Here is a 15,917-nt window from a genome sequence, read left to right as displayed (position 1 = left end):
TCCGAACCCGGAAGCTAAGACCCAGCACGGCAATGGTACTGCACCCGGAAGAGTGTGGGAGAGTAGCACACCGCCGCCACTACACGAAAAAGTAAAGGCCTCTGATGACACCGGTCACCAGAGGCCTTTACTGTATTCCCTCGTCCTATACCCGGCAAAACACCACTGTCTGTACGCCGCCACCATACCTGGAAGAGCACTACGCCATGGCCGAGCGCTTCACAGACCAACACGCCAATAAGCGCGTACCACGCCATAAAGGTTCGTATGCAACAGAAGCAGCTATCAAATACGACTTCACTCCTATGATGCACTTTGAAACATGTCCCGTGGCAGACATTTTGTGGAACCATTATTTAGTTGCGGATACCATCGAATCCTTATCTATACAACATGATGCTGATGCTTGTCGACGACGACGTATTTCAGCAACTTCTCCGCCTTTTTAGTTTTGTGGGCTTCCCTGATGTTCAGCACATAGTCCGCAGACAAAGGACAAGGCTGAATATCACACACCGACCTATGCCGAAAGCGGCCACATTACCCTAAACGTAAAGGAGGTTCAAGGGCAATGGAGACCGGGTTCAAGAAGTCGTTGATCGGCTATCTGCTCAACAGGCGTGATTACGTGCGCGGCTCCGAGTTGTCCCATGCGCTCAAGGTCTCGACTAAAACCATCACCCGAGCTGTCCAACAGATCAACGAGCAATACCGGCCCGTGACCATTATCGAATCCAAGAGAGGGCGCGGGTATCGCCTTAAGAACCCCGAGACGCTGTCATTCGGTGATTCAGGATTTGTAATCGGCCAGGCCAATGTCGATGTCAGCCGTCTGACGTCCATAGAGCGGCGGGATGAGATTGTCAAGCGACTCTTGTTCACGGCGCCGCAGCGGTACAGGGTGACCGAGCTCTGGGGCAAATACTTTATCGGTGACTCTGCCGTAGCGACCGATCTTCGTTCCCTGAGACTGATGCTTGGCCGCTTCCAGCTTTCCATCGAACATGTCAGCGGGTTCGTTTGGATCGATGGTGAGGAGGCCGATATCCGTCGGGCGATCGGCAGTCTGTTCGTCAATGAAGGCCAGCCTGGCAACAGACGGTTCATGCAGTCCGACCAGGACATTGAGCAGCGTGACGCGGCCTTTGTCGACAAACAGCTGGATCTGATCGAGGAACTGCTTCACGCCGAGATCCCCTATCCTTATAGAGTCAACATCTTCACCCATCTGTATATCCTCATCGAGCGATTTCGCAGCGTTGGGGCTCTCATGGAGGACCGAGCCGGCGAGCAGCAGGCTGCCATTGCCGATGATGGTTCCAAGGTCATGAACGTCTGCCGAGCTGTCATTGCCAACGTGGACATGTATCTGGATGCACAGCTGCCCGATGCCGAAGTTTACGATCTTTACCAATATCTGGCTTCCTCAAGGATCGAGGATGATCTTTCGGCTGCCAACGACATGCCTGATCCGGTTCGGCGGGCCACGCGCTATCTGATCGACCAGGTCGCTCTGAACCCTCGTTACAAGCAGATCGATCAGTCCGAGCTGTTCGCCAGGCTTTCCAAGCATATGAAGCCCTTGCTTAACAGGTTGAAGAACGGCATCAGAGTCAACAACAACCTTCTTGAGCAGATCAAGCTGGAGTATCCGAACCTGTTCCGTACAGTGAAGGAAGCCACACACCATTTGGAGGAGCACGAGCATCTCCCGGTCATCGACGACGAGGAAATCGGTTTCATCACTGTTTATTTCGCTCAAGCTGTGGAAAATCTCAGCAGGCCCTTGAACATCCTGCTGGTTTGCACCACTGGGCTGGGCACGGCTCAATTGCTGAAATCCAAAATCGAGCGGCGGTTCTCCGATATGAACGTCATAGGGACAGTGGCTGCCAGAGATGTAGAGAAGGCCTTGAAGCGGTATCCGATGACTGATCTCGTGGTCTCTACAGTTACCCTGTCTGAAGCGCTGAAGCGGCCGACGCTGGTCGTCAGCGCCATGCTGACCATCGAAGATCAGGAGCGGCTGGAGCGGATGGCCGACCATATCCATAACGGGGAGGTCGGACGATGAAGATCCTGATTGAGCAGGAGCCTTCTGGCGGTTTCGGAATCCGAAACTCTGCATCAACGGCATCCTCAGGCCAGGAGTCGATGCATGCCCTATTCGTCTGCATATGCAGACATTTGCAGTCCAAGGGCATCATCAGGTCTGTCGATCTCCTAGCAAAGGAACTGCTTGCCCGTGAGGTCTCGGGCAGCACAGTCATTGCAGACCATCTGGCCAATCCGCACGCGCAGGGACCTTTCGTCGATGAATGCGTGCTCTTCTACTTGGGGCTTTCCCGACCCGTTCCAAAGTGGGACGGATTGCATGAAGTGTCCCGACTTTTGCTCACCCTCATCCCGCAGAATCCCTCGATGGAGGACTTGCAGTATCTGCGTGACCTCTACCGGCGAATGGGTGGTGAGAGGGTTCTGGACCTGTTAGGAACAGGTTCGATCACGGATGTTCGACAGATATTGACGACAGAAGGGAAATGATGGTGGACGCAGCATCACTTGGCGAGGCAATCGACAAGAGGACCGTGGTGACGGGACTTAAAGCGAAGACCAAGGACGAGGTCTTCGACGAGCTGACCCACAGGCTTCATGATGCCGGCTACATCGATTCGCCAGAGGTCTTCATGAAGGCCCTGTACGAGCGTGAAGGCCAGGGCGCGACAGGCATAGGCGAGCATGTGGCCATCCCTCATGGCCGCAGTGACACTGTTCGCAGGAACGGCGTCGCCATTGCAGTGCTGGATCATGAAATTCCCTGGGAATCCTTGGACGACACCGGAGCAAAAGTTGTGGTGCTGTTTGCCGTAGGTGCTGATGACGAGGGCTCAAAGCGACACCTGCAGCTGCTTTCGGAGTTTGCCAGGAAACTGGCTAAGGCCGATGTGGTACACGACCTCCTCCAGGCCCAGAACACCGACCAGGTCGTGTCAGCTTTGACCAGATGATTTGTCACTTAATCGAATAACAGCAAAGGAGAATTAATCATGAAGATCGTTGGAGTCACAGCCTGCACCATCGGCATCGCGCATACCTATCTGGCCCAGCAGAAGCTGGAGGATGCAGCCAAGGCGGCCGGCGACGATATCAAAATCGAAACCCAGGGCACCATCGGCATCGAGAATGCCCTGACCGCAGAGGACATCAAACAGGCGGATGTGGTCATTCTGGCCATTGACATCAAAATAGCTGACGAAGAGCGGTTCCAGGGCAAGAAGACCGTCAAGGTCTCGACTGAGACGGCGATCAAGTCGCCCAACAAGCTGATTGCCAAACTGCACGAAATCGTCGGTAAGTAGAAACCATGCAACCAACCATGTGGACAAGGAAGTCATCATGAAAGAATTTTGGAAGAAAGCCAATTTCAAGGGCCATCTGCTGACGGCCATCTCCTATATGATCCCCATCGTCTGTGGTGCGGGCTTCATTATCGCCATCGGCATGGCCTTCGGAGGCAAGGCCCAGGACACTTTGGTCATGGGGAAGTTCGACTTCTTCCAGGCCCTGGCTACCCTGGGCGGCAAGGCACTGGGACTTCTCCCGGTCATCATTGCCACAGGCATCGCCTTCTCGATTGCGGGCAAGCCAGGGATTGCGCCCGGCTTCGTGACCGGTCTGGCGGCCGTAGCCATCAGCGCTGGCTTCATCGGCGGCATCATCGGCGGCTATATCGGCGGCTGGCTGGCTTACGCTGTGCTGCGCTACGTCAAAGTACCCAGCTGGGCCAAGGGACTTATGCCCACATTGATCGTGCCTTTCCTGGCCTCCTTGGCCAGCGGGCTGATCATGGTCTACATCATCGGCACCCCTGTGGCTTGGTTTACCAGCTGGCTGACCAACCTGCTGACAAGCATGAACGGGGCCTCCAACCTCATCTTCGGCGCCGTTCTGGGCACGCTGAGCATCGTCGACTTCGGTGGCCCCATCAACAAGACCGCCTTTGCCTTTGCACTGACGCTGCAGGCCCAGGGCATCAACGGTCCTGTCACTGCCTTGCAGCTGACCAACACGGCCACCCCCATCGGCTTCGGCTTCGCCTATCTGGTCGCCAAGCTTCTGCGCAAGCGGATTTACACCCATGAGGAGGTGGAGACCCTCAAGTCGGCTGTGCCCATGGGTGTTGTGAACATCGTCGAGGGATCCATCCCCATTGTCATGAACGATCTGGTGAGGGGAATCGTCGCCGCTGGTCTGGGCGGCATGTGCGAAGGCGCCATCCTGATGAGCCTATCCAACGGTAAGGGCGCCACCGTGCCTTTCGGCGGCTTCCTGATGCTCCCCACCATGGGTGCCAAGTGGTGGGTTGGACTGCTGGCCATCGCTGCCAACGTCCTGGTGACCGGCATCGTCTATGCGTTGATCAAGAAGTCGATTCCTGAAGACGCCGCCGAGCCTGCTGCAGCAGCGGCCGAAGACGAAGAGGACCTCGACCTGGACGACATCCAGGTCATCTGAACTAACAGAAAGACACACATTTCACAATGACAGTAACAAGCACACCAACATTGACCAAGCGCCCGCGGCAAATTCAGCTGGCCCCCTCGCTGATGACCATGGATCTGGACCAGTTCAAGGAGCAGATCAGCTTTCTGAACGAGAGAGTCAACCTCTACCACATCGATATCATGGACGGCCACTTCGTACCCAACATCACCCTGTCGCCCTGGTTTATCGAGCAGACGCGCAAGATCTCAGATCTGCCCATGTCGGCCCACCTGATGGTGACTGACGCACCTTTCTGGGTTCAGCAGCTGATTGATATCAAGTGCGAGATGATCTGCATGCCAGCGGAGGTGTCCAACGGCGTGGCGTTCCGATTGATCGACCAGATTCATGATGCGGGTCTTAAAGCGGGCATGGTGCTCAACCCGGAGACCCCGGTCGACACCATTCTTCCTTACATCGATTTGTTGGACAAGGTGACCATCATGACCATCGATCCGGGCTTCGCCGGTCAGCGTTTCCTGTCGGTCTGCCTGGACAAGATCGTCCAATTGCGCAAACTGCGCGACGAGCACGGCTATGGCTATCAGATTGAGATGGACGGATCCACCAACCTGGCCCACTGGAAGCTGATATCCGATGCCGATCCCGATATCTATGTGATCGGCCGTTCCGGGCTATTCGGACTTACTGACAGAATCGAGGATTCCTGGGACCAGATGGTCCACGAGTATGAACAGTCCACAGGTTACCGGTTCGACAATGGCCGTTACGTCAGCGAAGACTGAGGAGGTAGATATGGCAAGTGAATTCACCGTAACCATTTCCGATCCTGAGGGCATGCATGCAAGACCCGCAGGCAGGTTGGTCGAGCAGGCGCAGAAGTACCAGTCCGCCATCACTCTCGACGACAAGGGCAACAAGGCGGATGCCAAACGCATCTTCGCGGTCATGGGCCTGGGGGCCAAGCAGGGCGATACGCTCACTGTGAGCGTGGATGGCCCGGACCAGGACAAGGCCGTCGAGGAGCTCCAAAGCTTCTTCAAGGAGAACCTATGAGGGAGCTGAGAGGCACCGGCGTCTCGGCAGGCATCGCCATAGGGCCCGTCAAGGTCCTGGAGGAGGCCAGGCAGGTGGTGCGGCGCACCGTCGATGATCCCCATGCCGAGATTGAACGATTCCACCAGGCCCAGCAGGTCTCCATGGATCAGCTGGCCAGGATCCGGGAGGATACCGCTGCCAAACTCGGCGAGGACAAGGCCGAGTTATTCGACACCCACCGGCTCATGCTCAAAGATCCGGACTATGTGGAAGGGGTCGAGGGGCTGATCCAATCGGACAAGGTCAATGCCGAATATGCGGTGGATGCCACTGCTCAGAGGTTTGTCACCATGTTCGCCGGTATGGACTCCTCCTATATGCAGGCACGGGCCGCCGACGTGCAGGACATTTCCCGGCGTCTGATCGACAACCTGGGCTCGGGTGCGCAGGGAAGCGGGGATGGCCGACCAACCATCGTCATGGCCTCCGACCTGGCCCCCAGCCAGACGGCTCAGATGGATCCTTCGCAAGTGCTGGGTTTCGCCACCAGCCAGGGATCGGCTAATTCCCATACGGCCATACTGGCCAGGACTATGGGGTTGCCTGCGGTCATCGGTCTCGGCCAGGATCCCAGACCAGAGGACCAGGGCCTGACGGCCATTGTGGATGGTAGCCAGGGTCTGGTGTTGATCGACCCGGATCAAAAGACCCTTGAAGCCTATAAAGTCCGTCAGCGGGAGTTCCAGCAGCACATGCAGCAGCTTCAGGAGCTCAAGGGCAAGCCCACCAGAACCAAGGAAGGCCAGGAGGTCCATCTCTATGCCAATATTGGCAGGCCTTCGGATCTGGATGCAGTTGAAGCCAACGATGCCGAGGGGATCGGACTCTTCCGCAGCGAGTTCCTCTACTTGGAGAGTGAGGACTTCCCCACGGAGGAATCACAGTTCCAGGCCTACAAGGAGGTCGCCCAGAGAATGGGCGACAAGCCCGTCATCATCCGGACTTTGGATATCGGAGCTGACAAGCAGGTCGGCTACTTCGGTCTGGAGCATGAGGCCAATCCTGCTTTGGGGTATCGGGCCATCCGTATCTGCCTGACCCGGCCGGAGATTTTCAAGGTGCAACTCAGGGCCATCTTGCGGGCATCAGCCTTCGGGAACATCTCCATCATGCTGCCCATGATCACATCCACCAAAGAGGTCGACCAGGCCAGAGCCATAATCGACCAGGTCAAGGAAGAGCTGCGCGGTAGGGACGAAGACTTCAAGGAGGACATCCAGGTGGGCATCATGGTCGAGACCCCGGCCTCGGTCGTCATGGCACCGGAGTTGGCCCGGAAGGTGGATTTCTTCTCCATCGGGACCAATGACCTCACCCAGTACACCCTGGCCTGTGACCGGCAGAACCCAAACCTGGGACAGTTTGCCGACCCGCATTCGCCTGCCGTCCTGCGCATGATCCGCATGGCCGTGGATGCCGCTCACCAGGCTGGCATCTGGTGTGGGATCTGCGGCGAGCTGGGTGCTGACAGGGATCTTACGGCGACCTTCCTGGATTACGGCCTGGACGAGCTTTCGGTCTCGCCGGCGAGCGTTCTGCCGGTCAGAGAGGCCATTCGCGCTCGCTGAAACCTCCTGGTCCTCTTGCCTACGAACCATGGTTCGAAGGCAAGAGAACCAGCCTGGTCGGTCGAGGGACGGGGTAAGGGTCAGAAGAGGCCGTTGCCGTTGCGGGACTGAACGTCTTCCACATTGTGCTCGATGATGTCCCAGTGCTCAGCCAGCTGGCCGTCCTGCAGCCGGTAGATGTCGCAAACCTTGTTGACATGGCCGTTCTTCAGCGTGCACCTGAAGAAGACGTAGACCATGTCGTCCTCGCCGTTCAGTCTGATGATGTCGATTTGCGGGCCCAGGGCCAGGAAGCCCTTGATGAATTCCAGGAAGCCCGCCTTCCCGTCGGCGCAGGTGGGGTTGTGCTGGATGTAGTCGTCCCGCATGAACCTGTCGAGGTTGCCGGTATCTCCCCGGCTGAAGACCTGGTCGTAGAATTCCTGCACCAGGGACTTGTCGGCTGCCGTCTCACTCTCGCTCATCGTGAACCTCCGCTTCTGCCTGTACATAGGCTGTCGAGTTTCTTCATGATAGGTGTCTTCGCTCAGGCTCGTAAGCACATCTGTGGTCTCCGATGAGTGAGGGACGATAGCAGGCGGGAAGGGCTGTCAAGCCTTGAAGTGGCGCTCGTCGTTCATGGTGGCGAAGTTCAGACCGATCAGGATGCCGCCGCCTATATAGTTGCCCAGCATGGCCACCAGGACCACCAGTATTGCCTTCCAGGCGTTGACCCGCCCGAAGACGCCCAGGATGAGGAAGAGGGCCGAATCCGCTATCGAGTGCTCGAACCCGCAGAAGGCGAAGACGAAGACGGCCACGACCATGATGATGCACTTGGTGAAGTCGTTGGAAAGCTTGCCGTTGTAGACCATGAGCATGGCGATGTTGATGCAGAAGTTGCACAGGATGCCGCGCACGAAGAGGTCGGCGAATCCCATGGGACCGCCGGAGACGTAGCCGATCTTGGTCGTCGCGGCCGCCAGCATCTGGTCCAGGGTGGGACCGCTGACGATGGATGAGAATCGCAGGATGACGGCCACGATCAGGGCCCCGACCAGGTTGCCCAGAAGGCAGAGGACCAGGATACGCAGGGAGGCCAGCCAGCCCAGGCGCTTGTGATAGGCGCCTATGGTGACCACCATCATGTTGGAGGTCAGCAGCTCGGAGTTGGTGTAGTAGATCAGGACCAGGGCCCAGCCGAAGGTGGTTGCCGCCAGGACCCGACCTGCCAGAATCAGGCCGTGGTCGGCGGGGTTTTGTCCGGCCTGACCCATGATGACGAAGAAGGCCGTGAAGAAGATACCCACAAAGAGGCCGGCCATGGTGGCCCGCTGCATGTACTTGCCGGTCAGGGCGCCGCTCATGGTCTTCTTGCTCTCAACCACGTCCAGGACGGTGCTGATGAAGGCCCGTCCGGGGAAGAGGGGCTGTCTGTTCTGTTGATCTGTCATTTGATTGGGTTGCTCGTTCACGGGGTTCATTATGGCATTCCCGAGCGGGGGAAGGCCGGCCTTAGGGCCCTACTGTGCGGGAATTCACTACTTTGCCAGTGTCGCTTGGCATCACTCGGTGCGCAGGGCGGTGGCAGGATCCTGCTTGGCCGCCTTGCGTGAGGGGATCAGGCCGCCGATCAGGGTCAGGACCACGCTCAGAATGACCAGAGCCACGCCACCCGAGGCGGGCAGGGCCGCGTTCACCTCGGTGGTGCCCATGAAGTGGTGCATGATGCTGTTGGCCGGAATGATCAGCAGCAGGGTGATGCCCACCCCCAGCAGGCCGGCCAGAAGACCGATGAGGCCGGTCTCGGCGTTGAAGACGTTGGAGACATTGCGCTTGGAGGCGCCCATGGCGCGCAGGATGCCGATCTCCTTGGTCCGCTCCAGAACCGATATGTAGGTGATGATGCCGATCATGATGGAGGAGACCACCAGCGAGACCCCGACGAAGGCTATCAGCACGTAGGTGATGACGTTGATGATGGTGGTGACCGAATTCATCATCAGGCCGACGTAGTCGGTATAGACGATCCGGTTCTTCTTTGCGGCCTTGTCGTTGTAGTGCTTGATGGAGTCGCCTACGGAATTTTTGTTCTCGAAGCTGTCCGTGTAGATGCTGATGCGGGAGGGGGCATCCCGGGAGATTAGGCCGAAGTCGCTCAGGTTGTCCGCGTAGGTGCCGGTGGAGACATACTGGTTGTAGATGGCGACCAGGGCGTCCTGGGGAGCGGTGGCGATGTACTGGTCGAAGGCCTGGGCCGTCTGCTGTTCGGCTGAGGCCCCCGTGGGGATGCCCGCAGAACCTTGGGCTCTTGCAGCGGCCCCGGCCCGGCCCTGGGCTTGGGTCTCCTGGCCGGCCATGGCTGCCGAGCCCTTCATGATCTCCTGGGCCATGCTGGCCTTCTGGCTGACGCCCAGGGATGCGATGTAGGCCTTGGCGTCGTTGGCCTTGGCGGCATCGTCGGCAGGGGCGAAGGCCATCCCGTTGAGGACGCTGCGGCCCTGGTCGGCCTCCTGGTCGGTGACGATGGGGCTGGTCTTGGCCTGGTCGATCAGATAATCGGTCAGCTGGCGGGTATACCCGACGCCGACCTTGAGTGGCGTGGCCTTGGCCCCCTGGTTGGGACGAACAATGCCGACGATATGCAGCTGCAGACCCTGGTCGGCGGCCTTGGACATCTGGTCGGTGCTGTCGCCGATGTAGTGGTAGTGGCCGTCGGTCCCCTTGGCATACTGGTTCGCAGCAGGCACCAGGGAGAGCTTCTGGTCCATGGCCTTGGCGTATTCGATGGGCTTGGTGTCGACCTTGACCTCCTGGCCGCTGTTGAGCTTGTTCATCATGTCGGTGTACTGGCTGGAGGGGAGGATGCCCAGCTTGTAGAGGCTGGTGACGGGCATCTGGTTGTTCTTGTCCAGCACCAGGACCACCTGATCCTTGGCCTTTGGCCATGTGCCGTTCACCACCTGGTAGTTGTCGGTCACCACCTTGCTGATGGTGGTCTTGGCATTGGCTCCCGGCATGATTTCGCCGAAGATCTCCGGGGCCTTGTTCTTCTCGGTCTTGCCGGTCAGGTAGGACATCTGCATGGACTGGATGTCGCCCATGTCGCTGTCGGTGTTGGCCGTGGCCATCTGGCTGGCGGTGGAGCCGGCATCGTCCTGCCCGCCCATGGTCACCTTGTCTGCAGAGACCAGCTTGCCGTCCGGATCGTGCCCGAAGACCGAGAACTTGGTGGCGTAGGAGTACTGGATGCCGACGGACCCCACGTACTGGTGGATATCGCTCTTGGGATTGTCCAAGTATTTTTTGAAGTCAGTCAGATTGTTCTGGGTGATGCTGCTGGTCAGGCTGGAGGCCCCCTTGATGCTGGAGTCGTCCGGCTGGATGGCCTTGAGATCCTTGTGGGCATTGGCCTCCTTCTGGGATTCCTGGGCGGAGTCCACTATCTTGTTCAGGTCGAAGGACTGCTCCTGAATGGTGATGGGGTAGGAGGTCATGGTCTCCCGCTGCACCCTGTCGATGTAGCGGTTGACCCCAGTGGATACGGACAGGATCAGGGCGATGCCGATGATGCCGATGGATCCGGCGAAGGATGTCAGGGCTGTTCGGGCCTTCTTGGTCCGAAGATTGTTGAAGCTCAGCGACAGTGAAGTCAGCAACCCCATGGAGGCCTTGCCGAAGGTGCGGTGGCGGGCCCGGCGGATGGGCACCTGGTCGTCGGGCAGGGGGTCGGAGTCGCTGATCACGGAGCCGTCGTGCAGCTCCACGATCCTGGTGGCGTACTGGTGGGCCAGCTCGGGGTTGTGAGTGACCATGACCACCAGCCGGTCCTGGGCCACCTCCTTGAGCAGGTCCATGATCTGGATGGAGGTCTCGGAGTCCAAGGCTCCGGTGGGCTCGTCGGCCAGGAGGATGCGGGGGTTGTTGACCAGGGCCCTGGCGATGGCCACCCGCTGCATCTGCCCGCCAGAGAGCTGGTTGGGCCGCTTGTTCACGTGCTGGCCCAGACCTACCTGCTCAAGGGCCTTCCTGGCCCGCTCCCGCCGCTCCTGCCGATGCACGCCCGAGATGGTCAGGGCCAGCTCAACGTTGGACAGGATGCTCTGGTGGGGGATCAGGTTGTAGCTCTGGAAGACGAAGCCCACGGTGTGGTTGCGGTAGGAGTCCCAGTCACGGTCCTTATACTTTTTGGTGGAGGTGCCGTTGATGATGAGGTCGCCCCGGTCGTAGCGGTCCAGCCCGCCGATGATGTTGAGCAGGGTGGTCTTGCCGGAGCCGGAGGGGCCCAGGATGGCCACGAACTCGTTGTCACGCAGGTTGACGCTGACATCATTCAAGGCTTGCTGGACGAAGTCCCCTGTTTTGTATTGCTTGGAGATGTGTTCGATCTGCAGCACCGTCGTCCTCCGCTTTCTGGATTCTCAATGGCTTTAATGGCATGGACTTATGGACTCTTGGAGTGCCAGCTTACGCCATCAGCATGGGTAAATGCCGATATGGCCTAGTCCACCGACTTGAGGGCTTCCAACATGTCCACGTGCTTGAGCTTGTTGTTGACCATCCAGCCCAGGCCGGCCGTGATGACGGTGATCATGACCAGGGGCACGACGAAGGCCACCCAGCTGATGGAGGGGTCAAAGAGGACGTTGTCCGGAGGGACGGTGGTGATGATGTAGTGGTGCAGCCAGGCCCCGAACCCGTACCCGGCCAGGACGCCGATAGCCGATAGGAGGATGGTCTCCCGGTAGATGTACATGGTCACCTCGCGGTCGTAGAAGCCCAGCACCTTGATGGTGCTCAGCTCGCGGATCCGTTCCTCCACGTTCAGGTTGGTCAGGTTGTAGAGAATGACCAGGGCCAGCAGGGTGGCCACGATGATCAGCACCTGCATGATCATGTTCAGGGATTTGACCACGGTGTCGATCTGGCTCATCAGGGTCGTGTTCTGCACCACCCCCTGGATTCCGTCGATCCGCATGAAGGAGGCGGCCTGCCTTCTGGTGTTCTCCGCGCTCGAGTCCTTGAAGGTGACCAGATGGGCGTTGGGCGAGAAGTCCTGGCGGAAGACGGTCCTGTAGGCCGATGGGCTCATGAAGACGAAGTGCCCCAGGTACATCTCACAGATGCCGTCCACCCGCATGGTCCTGTCCCTGCCGCCTGAATCCTGCAGGGTGATCCTGTCGCCGGCCTTGGTCCCTGTCAGCTGGGCGATCCGTTCGGAGAGGATCACGCCGTCGCCCCTGAGGCTCAGGGGCTTGTGCCCCGACCGGGTGTCCATGCGGATGAAGTCGTCCAGGTGCTCGGCGCTGGCCGGCGCGATCATGGTGATGGACTGCTTGTCGGCGTTGTGGCCGGCCGTCTTGCTCATCTCCTCGTAGCGCACGTTCAGGGAGCGGCTCACATCGGGCTTTTCCAGCCGTTTTTTGATGGATTGGCGCTGGTCGGATGTGGCCTGGCTGTTCTCGGCGGCGATCAGGTCGTAGCGAATGACTTGGCCGAACTGGTGCTCGTTGATGGCCGAGATGGATCCCTGCACGCCGAATCCCGCCATCAGCAGGGCCACCGATCCGCAGACTCCGAAGATGGTCATCAGCATCCGCTGCTTGTAGCGGAAGATGTTCCGGGCGGTGACCTTGTGGGTGAAGTTGAGCCGGTTCCAGATCAGAGGTATGCGCTCCAGGAAGATCTTCGAACCGGCGCTGGGCGGTTTGGGCAGGAGGAGGGCTGACGGCTTCTCGCGCAGCTCCCGCCACGCGCTCAGGAAGGCCGGAACCACGGCGCTCAGGAAGGCCAGCAGACAGGCCAGGAGAGTTATGGGCAGGTGGAAGCCGTAGTGGATGGGCGGCATGTCGAAGGCATGGGCATAGGCCTGGTAGACGATCCAGGGCAGCAGGGTGTGGCCGGTGATGATACCCAGAAGCGCGCCCAGGGCGGAAGCCGCTCCGCCATAGACCAGGAATTTGGCCATGACATCCCGGTCCCTGTAGCCCAGGGCCTTGAGCGTTCCGGCGTTGATCCGTTCCTCGTCCACAAAGCGCGTCATGGTGGTGAAGGTGACCAGGGCAGCCACCAGGTACATGAAGTAGGGGAAGACCTTGGCCAACGAGTCCACGATGAACGAGACGGAGGCGTAGACCTTGTAGCCCTCCGAACCGGGTGCCTCACGGCGTGAGTCCAGGGCGTAGACCGGCTTTTCCAGTCGGCTCAGCTGGTCGGCCGCCTTGTTCAGCTTTTCCTGGGAGTCGTCGATCCTCTTCTGGGCGTCCGGGCTCTCCCTGTTGAACCTGTCCAGTTTGGTCTGGTACTCCGCGGTTTTCTGGTCCAGAGTGGCCTGGGCCTGGTCGATCTGCCCCTGGGCCGAGGCACGGCTGCTGGCCAGCTGCTGCCGGGCCTGGGCTATCTTGGCCTTGCCTTGACCCAGCTGAGCTGAGGCTTGGTCAAGCTGTGCCTTGCCCTGGGCCAGTTGGCGCTCGCCCTCCGCAACTTTGGTCCTTGCCTGGGCCAGCTCCCGGCGCTTTGCATCCAAGATCTGCTGGTTGGCCGCAACCTGGGCCATGCCGGGGGTGTACTGGTTGGTCATGAAGGCATCGCGGCCCGCCTTGGCCTTGGCCGCCAGGGCGTCGATTTGCGGCGATTGCCGGTTGAGCTCGGTCAGCTGCGCCTGTAGCCCGGCCTTCTTGTGGTTGAGCTCCTCCTGCTGCTGGGGGGTCAGCCCGGGTGTGGCCAGCTGGGCGTCAATGGCCTGAATGAGGCCGCTGACTTGTGCTATGCCCTGTCTGCATTGCTTCTGGGCTTCCTGGGCCTGGGCTACAGCCTGGTCGGCCTGGGCCTTGCCGCCCTCCAGCTGCTGGCGGGAACCATCAAGCTTGGCCTGTCCCTGGTCGATGGCCTGCTGCCCTTGGTCGGCCTGTTGCTTGCCTTGGGCCACCTGGCTGGCGGAGGACTGATACTGCTTCTGTTTTCGAGCCAGTTCAGCCGAGCTCAGGTCCACCTCCTGTTGCCCTTGGTCGATGGCCGCCTGGGCCTGTACCGTCTTGGTGGCCAGTTGGTTCTTGGCGGACTGGATGCTCTGGGCACCCTGGTCCAGATCCTTCCTGGCCTGGTCCAGCTGCTGCCTGTTCCCTTCGAGTTCCTTTCTGGACTGGTCCACCTGATCCTGCCCCTGGTCCAGCTGCTTCTGCAGAGGAGCCTTGATGGCGTTCAGTCTGGCGGTGGGGCGTCCTGACAGAATCCTGTTCAGGTCGTCCTTGTGGCTCTGCAGGGCCTGGATGTACTGGTCGGAATAGTGGTCCCGGATCCGGTCCAGGTCCTTGAAAGTCAGGCGGGCGATCATGTACTCGTCCGAGTCGAAGGCTTTAGGTGTGGTCACAGCGTAGGAGTCCAGGGAACCGGATCCGGCTGTGGAAGGGCCCATGTTGACCTTGCTCAGGATCTCAGTCGACCTGACCGTGCCCACCACGCGCAGCTTGTGGTGCCTCAGGACCTTCCTGCCCAGCTGGTCGGCCTTCTCATCCACCTGGATGCTGCTGCCAATGGGGTGGCTCCCGGCCAGGGCCGTGTCGACCGCCACCTGGTCAGGCCTGGCCGGCATGGATCCGTCGACCAGCTCGTAGGTGGAGATCCGGTCGGGGGCGGAGTAGATGCGCAGGCTCTTGTCGGTCCCCTTGAGCGCCACATCCTTCAGATACCCGTATTCGATGCCCGAGTTGCCGGGGGCGGTATCGATGGCATCCCGATCCTCCTGGTCGAGTCCGTAGCTGCTGATGACCATCAGGTCGGCCAGATGGTGGTCGGACAGGTAGGCGTTGCCGGCCTGCCGCATGTCCGGCCCGGTTACGCTCAGTCCGACCAGGGCGAAGGAGCCCAGCGCCACCAGACAGACGATGGAGATGAACCGTCCCAGGGACTTGCGCAGGGAGACCCGGATGTCGTGCCAGAGCACCTTCCTGACGGGCTGCATCCTCACCACTCCACGTTTTCGATGTCTTCGGGGCTGTCATTGGTCTGCACGGCCTGGACCCGGGCGTCGTGCATGCGGATGACCCTGTCGGCGATGGGGGCGATGGCCGCGTTGTGGGTGACGATGACCACGGTGGCGCCCTTCTTGCGGCACTGGTCCTGGAGGATGCGCAGCACCTGCTTGCCGGTCCGGTAGTCCAGGGCTCCGGTGGGTTCGTCGCAGAGCAGGATCTTGGGGTTCTTGGCTACGGCCCGGGCGATGGCCACCCGCTGCTGCTCGCCGCCGGAAAGCTGGGCGGGAAAGTTGTCGATCCGGTCGCCCAGGCCCACGTCGACCAGGGTCTGGACCGGGTCGGCGGCATCGTCCACGATCTCCGATGCCAGTTCCACGTTCTCCCTGGCGGTCAGGTTGGCCACCAAATTGTAGAACTGGAAGACGAAACCCACATCGTAGCGACGGTAGGTGGTCAGTTGCCGGGCGTCGTAGCCGGCGATGTCCTTCCCGTCCACGATCACCTGGCCCTCGTTGCAGGTGTCCATGCCGCCCAGGATGTTCAGCACGGTCGACTTGCCCGCCCCCGAGGCGCCGAGGATGACCACCAGCTCGCCCTTCTCGATGGAGAAAGTGACCTCATTGTTGGCCACGATGGTCGTCTCTCCGGTCACATACCGTTTCGTCTCTCCGATGACGTCGATATAGCCCATCATGCCCTCTCGTAACCCTGGCTGTGCGGCGGGGTCGTCCGACGCGAGGGACGCCCCCTGATGCTCTTTTCCCCACTACTGTATACGTTCGCGGGGTCCGGA

At 59.8% G+C, this 15,917-nt stretch carries 13 protein-coding genes; 8 read left to right on the top strand and 5 right to left on the bottom strand.

All coding sequences use genetic code 11. The annotated features are described in order from the left end of the window. Positions 1–571: 571 nt before the first annotated feature. From H3T88_RS07520 to ptsP, 8 genes are read left to right on the top strand one after another with little or no spacing between them, the layout of a single operon-like run. Positions 572–2,074: a BglG family transcription antiterminator gene (locus H3T88_RS07520; RefSeq protein WP_198204150.1), complete on the top strand. Its 1,503-nt coding sequence runs from the start codon at positions 572–574 to the stop codon at positions 2,072–2,074. Further along, positions 2,071–2,544, top strand: a complete 474-nt coding sequence (locus H3T88_RS07515; protein ID WP_198204149.1) for a PTS sugar transporter subunit IIA — start codon at positions 2,071–2,073, stop codon at positions 2,542–2,544. The genes H3T88_RS07520 and H3T88_RS07515 overlap by 4 nt, the downstream gene beginning before the upstream one ends. Further along, a complete protein-coding gene (locus H3T88_RS07510; protein WP_198204148.1) occupies positions 2,544–3,008 on the top strand; it encodes a PTS sugar transporter subunit IIA in 465 nt (154 codons plus the stop codon). Before H3T88_RS07515 ends, H3T88_RS07510 begins: the two co-directional genes overlap by 1 nt. 39 nt (positions 3,009–3,047) lie before the next feature. Then, on the top strand, positions 3,048–3,359 hold the full coding sequence (locus tag H3T88_RS07505) for a PTS fructose transporter subunit IIB (RefSeq protein WP_015021066.1): 312 nt from the start codon (positions 3,048–3,050) through the stop codon (positions 3,357–3,359). A 37-nt stretch (positions 3,360–3,396) separates the two neighbouring features. Further along, positions 3,397–4,515 (top strand): PTS fructose transporter subunit IIC, encoded by a 1,119-nt coding sequence (locus H3T88_RS07500; RefSeq protein ID WP_198204147.1) that lies wholly within the window; start codon positions 3,397–3,399, stop codon positions 4,513–4,515. A 26-nt stretch (positions 4,516–4,541) separates the two neighbouring features. Beyond that, positions 4,542–5,291 carry a D-allulose 6-phosphate 3-epimerase gene (gene alsE / locus H3T88_RS07495; protein ID WP_015021068.1) on the top strand — a complete coding sequence of 250 codons (750 nt, stop codon included), beginning with the start codon at positions 4,542–4,544 and terminating at the stop codon, positions 5,289–5,291. Between the two features lie 10 nt (positions 5,292–5,301). Beyond that, positions 5,302–5,562 carry an HPr family phosphocarrier protein gene (locus H3T88_RS07490; RefSeq protein WP_015021069.1) on the top strand — a complete coding sequence of 87 codons (261 nt, stop codon included), beginning with the start codon at positions 5,302–5,304 and terminating at the stop codon, positions 5,560–5,562. Beyond that, entirely contained in the window at positions 5,559–7,172 is a 1,614-nt protein-coding gene (gene ptsP / locus H3T88_RS07485) for a phosphoenolpyruvate--protein phosphotransferase (protein WP_198204146.1), read from the top strand. The genes H3T88_RS07490 and ptsP overlap by 4 nt, the downstream gene beginning before the upstream one ends. 80 nt (positions 7,173–7,252) lie before the next feature. On the opposite strand, the gene H3T88_RS07480 is transcribed toward ptsP, so the two are convergent. The 5 genes from H3T88_RS07480 to H3T88_RS07460 all read right to left on the bottom strand — a co-directional run bounded on the left by H3T88_RS07480 (position 7,253) and on the right by H3T88_RS07460 (position 15,815). Beyond that, positions 7,253–7,636 (bottom strand): nuclear transport factor 2 family protein, encoded by a 384-nt coding sequence (locus H3T88_RS07480; RefSeq protein WP_198204145.1) that lies wholly within the window; start codon positions 7,634–7,636, stop codon positions 7,253–7,255. A gap of 126 nt (positions 7,637–7,762) precedes the next feature. After that, positions 7,763–8,605, bottom strand: coding sequence for a formate/nitrite transporter family protein (locus H3T88_RS07475; RefSeq protein WP_046323574.1), 843 nt, complete (start codon positions 8,603–8,605; stop codon positions 7,763–7,765). Between the two features lie 111 nt (positions 8,606–8,716). Next, positions 8,717–11,548 carry an ABC transporter ATP-binding protein/permease gene (locus H3T88_RS07470; protein WP_198204144.1) on the bottom strand — a complete coding sequence of 944 codons (2,832 nt, stop codon included), beginning with the start codon at positions 11,546–11,548 and terminating at the stop codon, positions 8,717–8,719. A gap of 104 nt (positions 11,549–11,652) precedes the next feature. Next, complete coding sequence (locus H3T88_RS07465) at positions 11,653–15,111, bottom strand: FtsX-like permease family protein (RefSeq protein ID WP_198204143.1); 3,459 nt, start codon at positions 15,109–15,111, stop codon at positions 11,653–11,655. A gap of 2 nt (positions 15,112–15,113) precedes the next feature. Beyond that, positions 15,114–15,815, bottom strand: a complete 702-nt coding sequence (locus tag H3T88_RS07460) for an ABC transporter ATP-binding protein (RefSeq protein WP_045923831.1) — start codon at positions 15,813–15,815, stop codon at positions 15,114–15,116. Between the last annotated feature and the right edge of the window lie 102 nt (positions 15,816–15,917).

This window comes from Bifidobacterium sp. W8110, assembly GCF_016101375.1.
In the GTDB taxonomy this organism is placed as follows: Bacteria; Actinomycetota; Actinomycetes; order Actinomycetales; family Bifidobacteriaceae; genus Bombiscardovia; species Bombiscardovia asteroides.
The sequence above is the reverse complement of the archived record's forward strand: the minus strand, read 5'-3'. Positions and strand labels throughout refer to the sequence as shown.

What these genes read in the sequence shown, in the direction of transcription:
- ptsP (WP_198204146.1), top strand. Translation starts at nt 5,559, where the DNA reads ATGAGGGAGCTGAGAGGCACCGGCGTCTCGGCAGGCATCGCCATAGGG.
- H3T88_RS07505 (WP_015021066.1), top strand. Translation starts at nt 3,048, where the DNA reads ATGAAGATCGTTGGAGTCACAGCCTGCACCATCGGCATCGCGCATACC.
- H3T88_RS07490 (WP_015021069.1), top strand. Translation starts at nt 5,302, where the DNA reads ATGGCAAGTGAATTCACCGTAACCATTTCCGATCCTGAGGGCATGCAT.
- H3T88_RS07510 (WP_198204148.1), top strand. Translation starts at nt 2,544, where the DNA reads ATGGTGGACGCAGCATCACTTGGCGAGGCAATCGACAAGAGGACCGTG.
- H3T88_RS07500 (WP_198204147.1), top strand. Translation starts at nt 3,397, where the DNA reads ATGAAAGAATTTTGGAAGAAAGCCAATTTCAAGGGCCATCTGCTGACG.
- H3T88_RS07460 (WP_045923831.1), bottom strand. Translation starts at nt 15,815, where the DNA reads ATGGGCTATATCGACGTCATCGGAGAGACGAAACGGTATGTGACCGGA.
- H3T88_RS07480 (WP_198204145.1), bottom strand. Translation starts at nt 7,636, where the DNA reads ATGAGCGAGAGTGAGACGGCAGCCGACAAGTCCCTGGTGCAGGAATTC.
- alsE (WP_015021068.1), top strand. Translation starts at nt 4,542, where the DNA reads ATGACAGTAACAAGCACACCAACATTGACCAAGCGCCCGCGGCAAATT.
- H3T88_RS07465 (WP_198204143.1), bottom strand. Translation starts at nt 15,111, where the DNA reads ATGCAGCCCGTCAGGAAGGTGCTCTGGCACGACATCCGGGTCTCCCTG.
- H3T88_RS07520 (WP_198204150.1), top strand. Translation starts at nt 572, where the DNA reads ATGGAGACCGGGTTCAAGAAGTCGTTGATCGGCTATCTGCTCAACAGG.
- H3T88_RS07475 (WP_046323574.1), bottom strand. Translation starts at nt 8,605, where the DNA reads ATGACAGATCAACAGAACAGACAGCCCCTCTTCCCCGGACGGGCCTTC.
- H3T88_RS07515 (WP_198204149.1), top strand. Translation starts at nt 2,071, where the DNA reads ATGAAGATCCTGATTGAGCAGGAGCCTTCTGGCGGTTTCGGAATCCGA.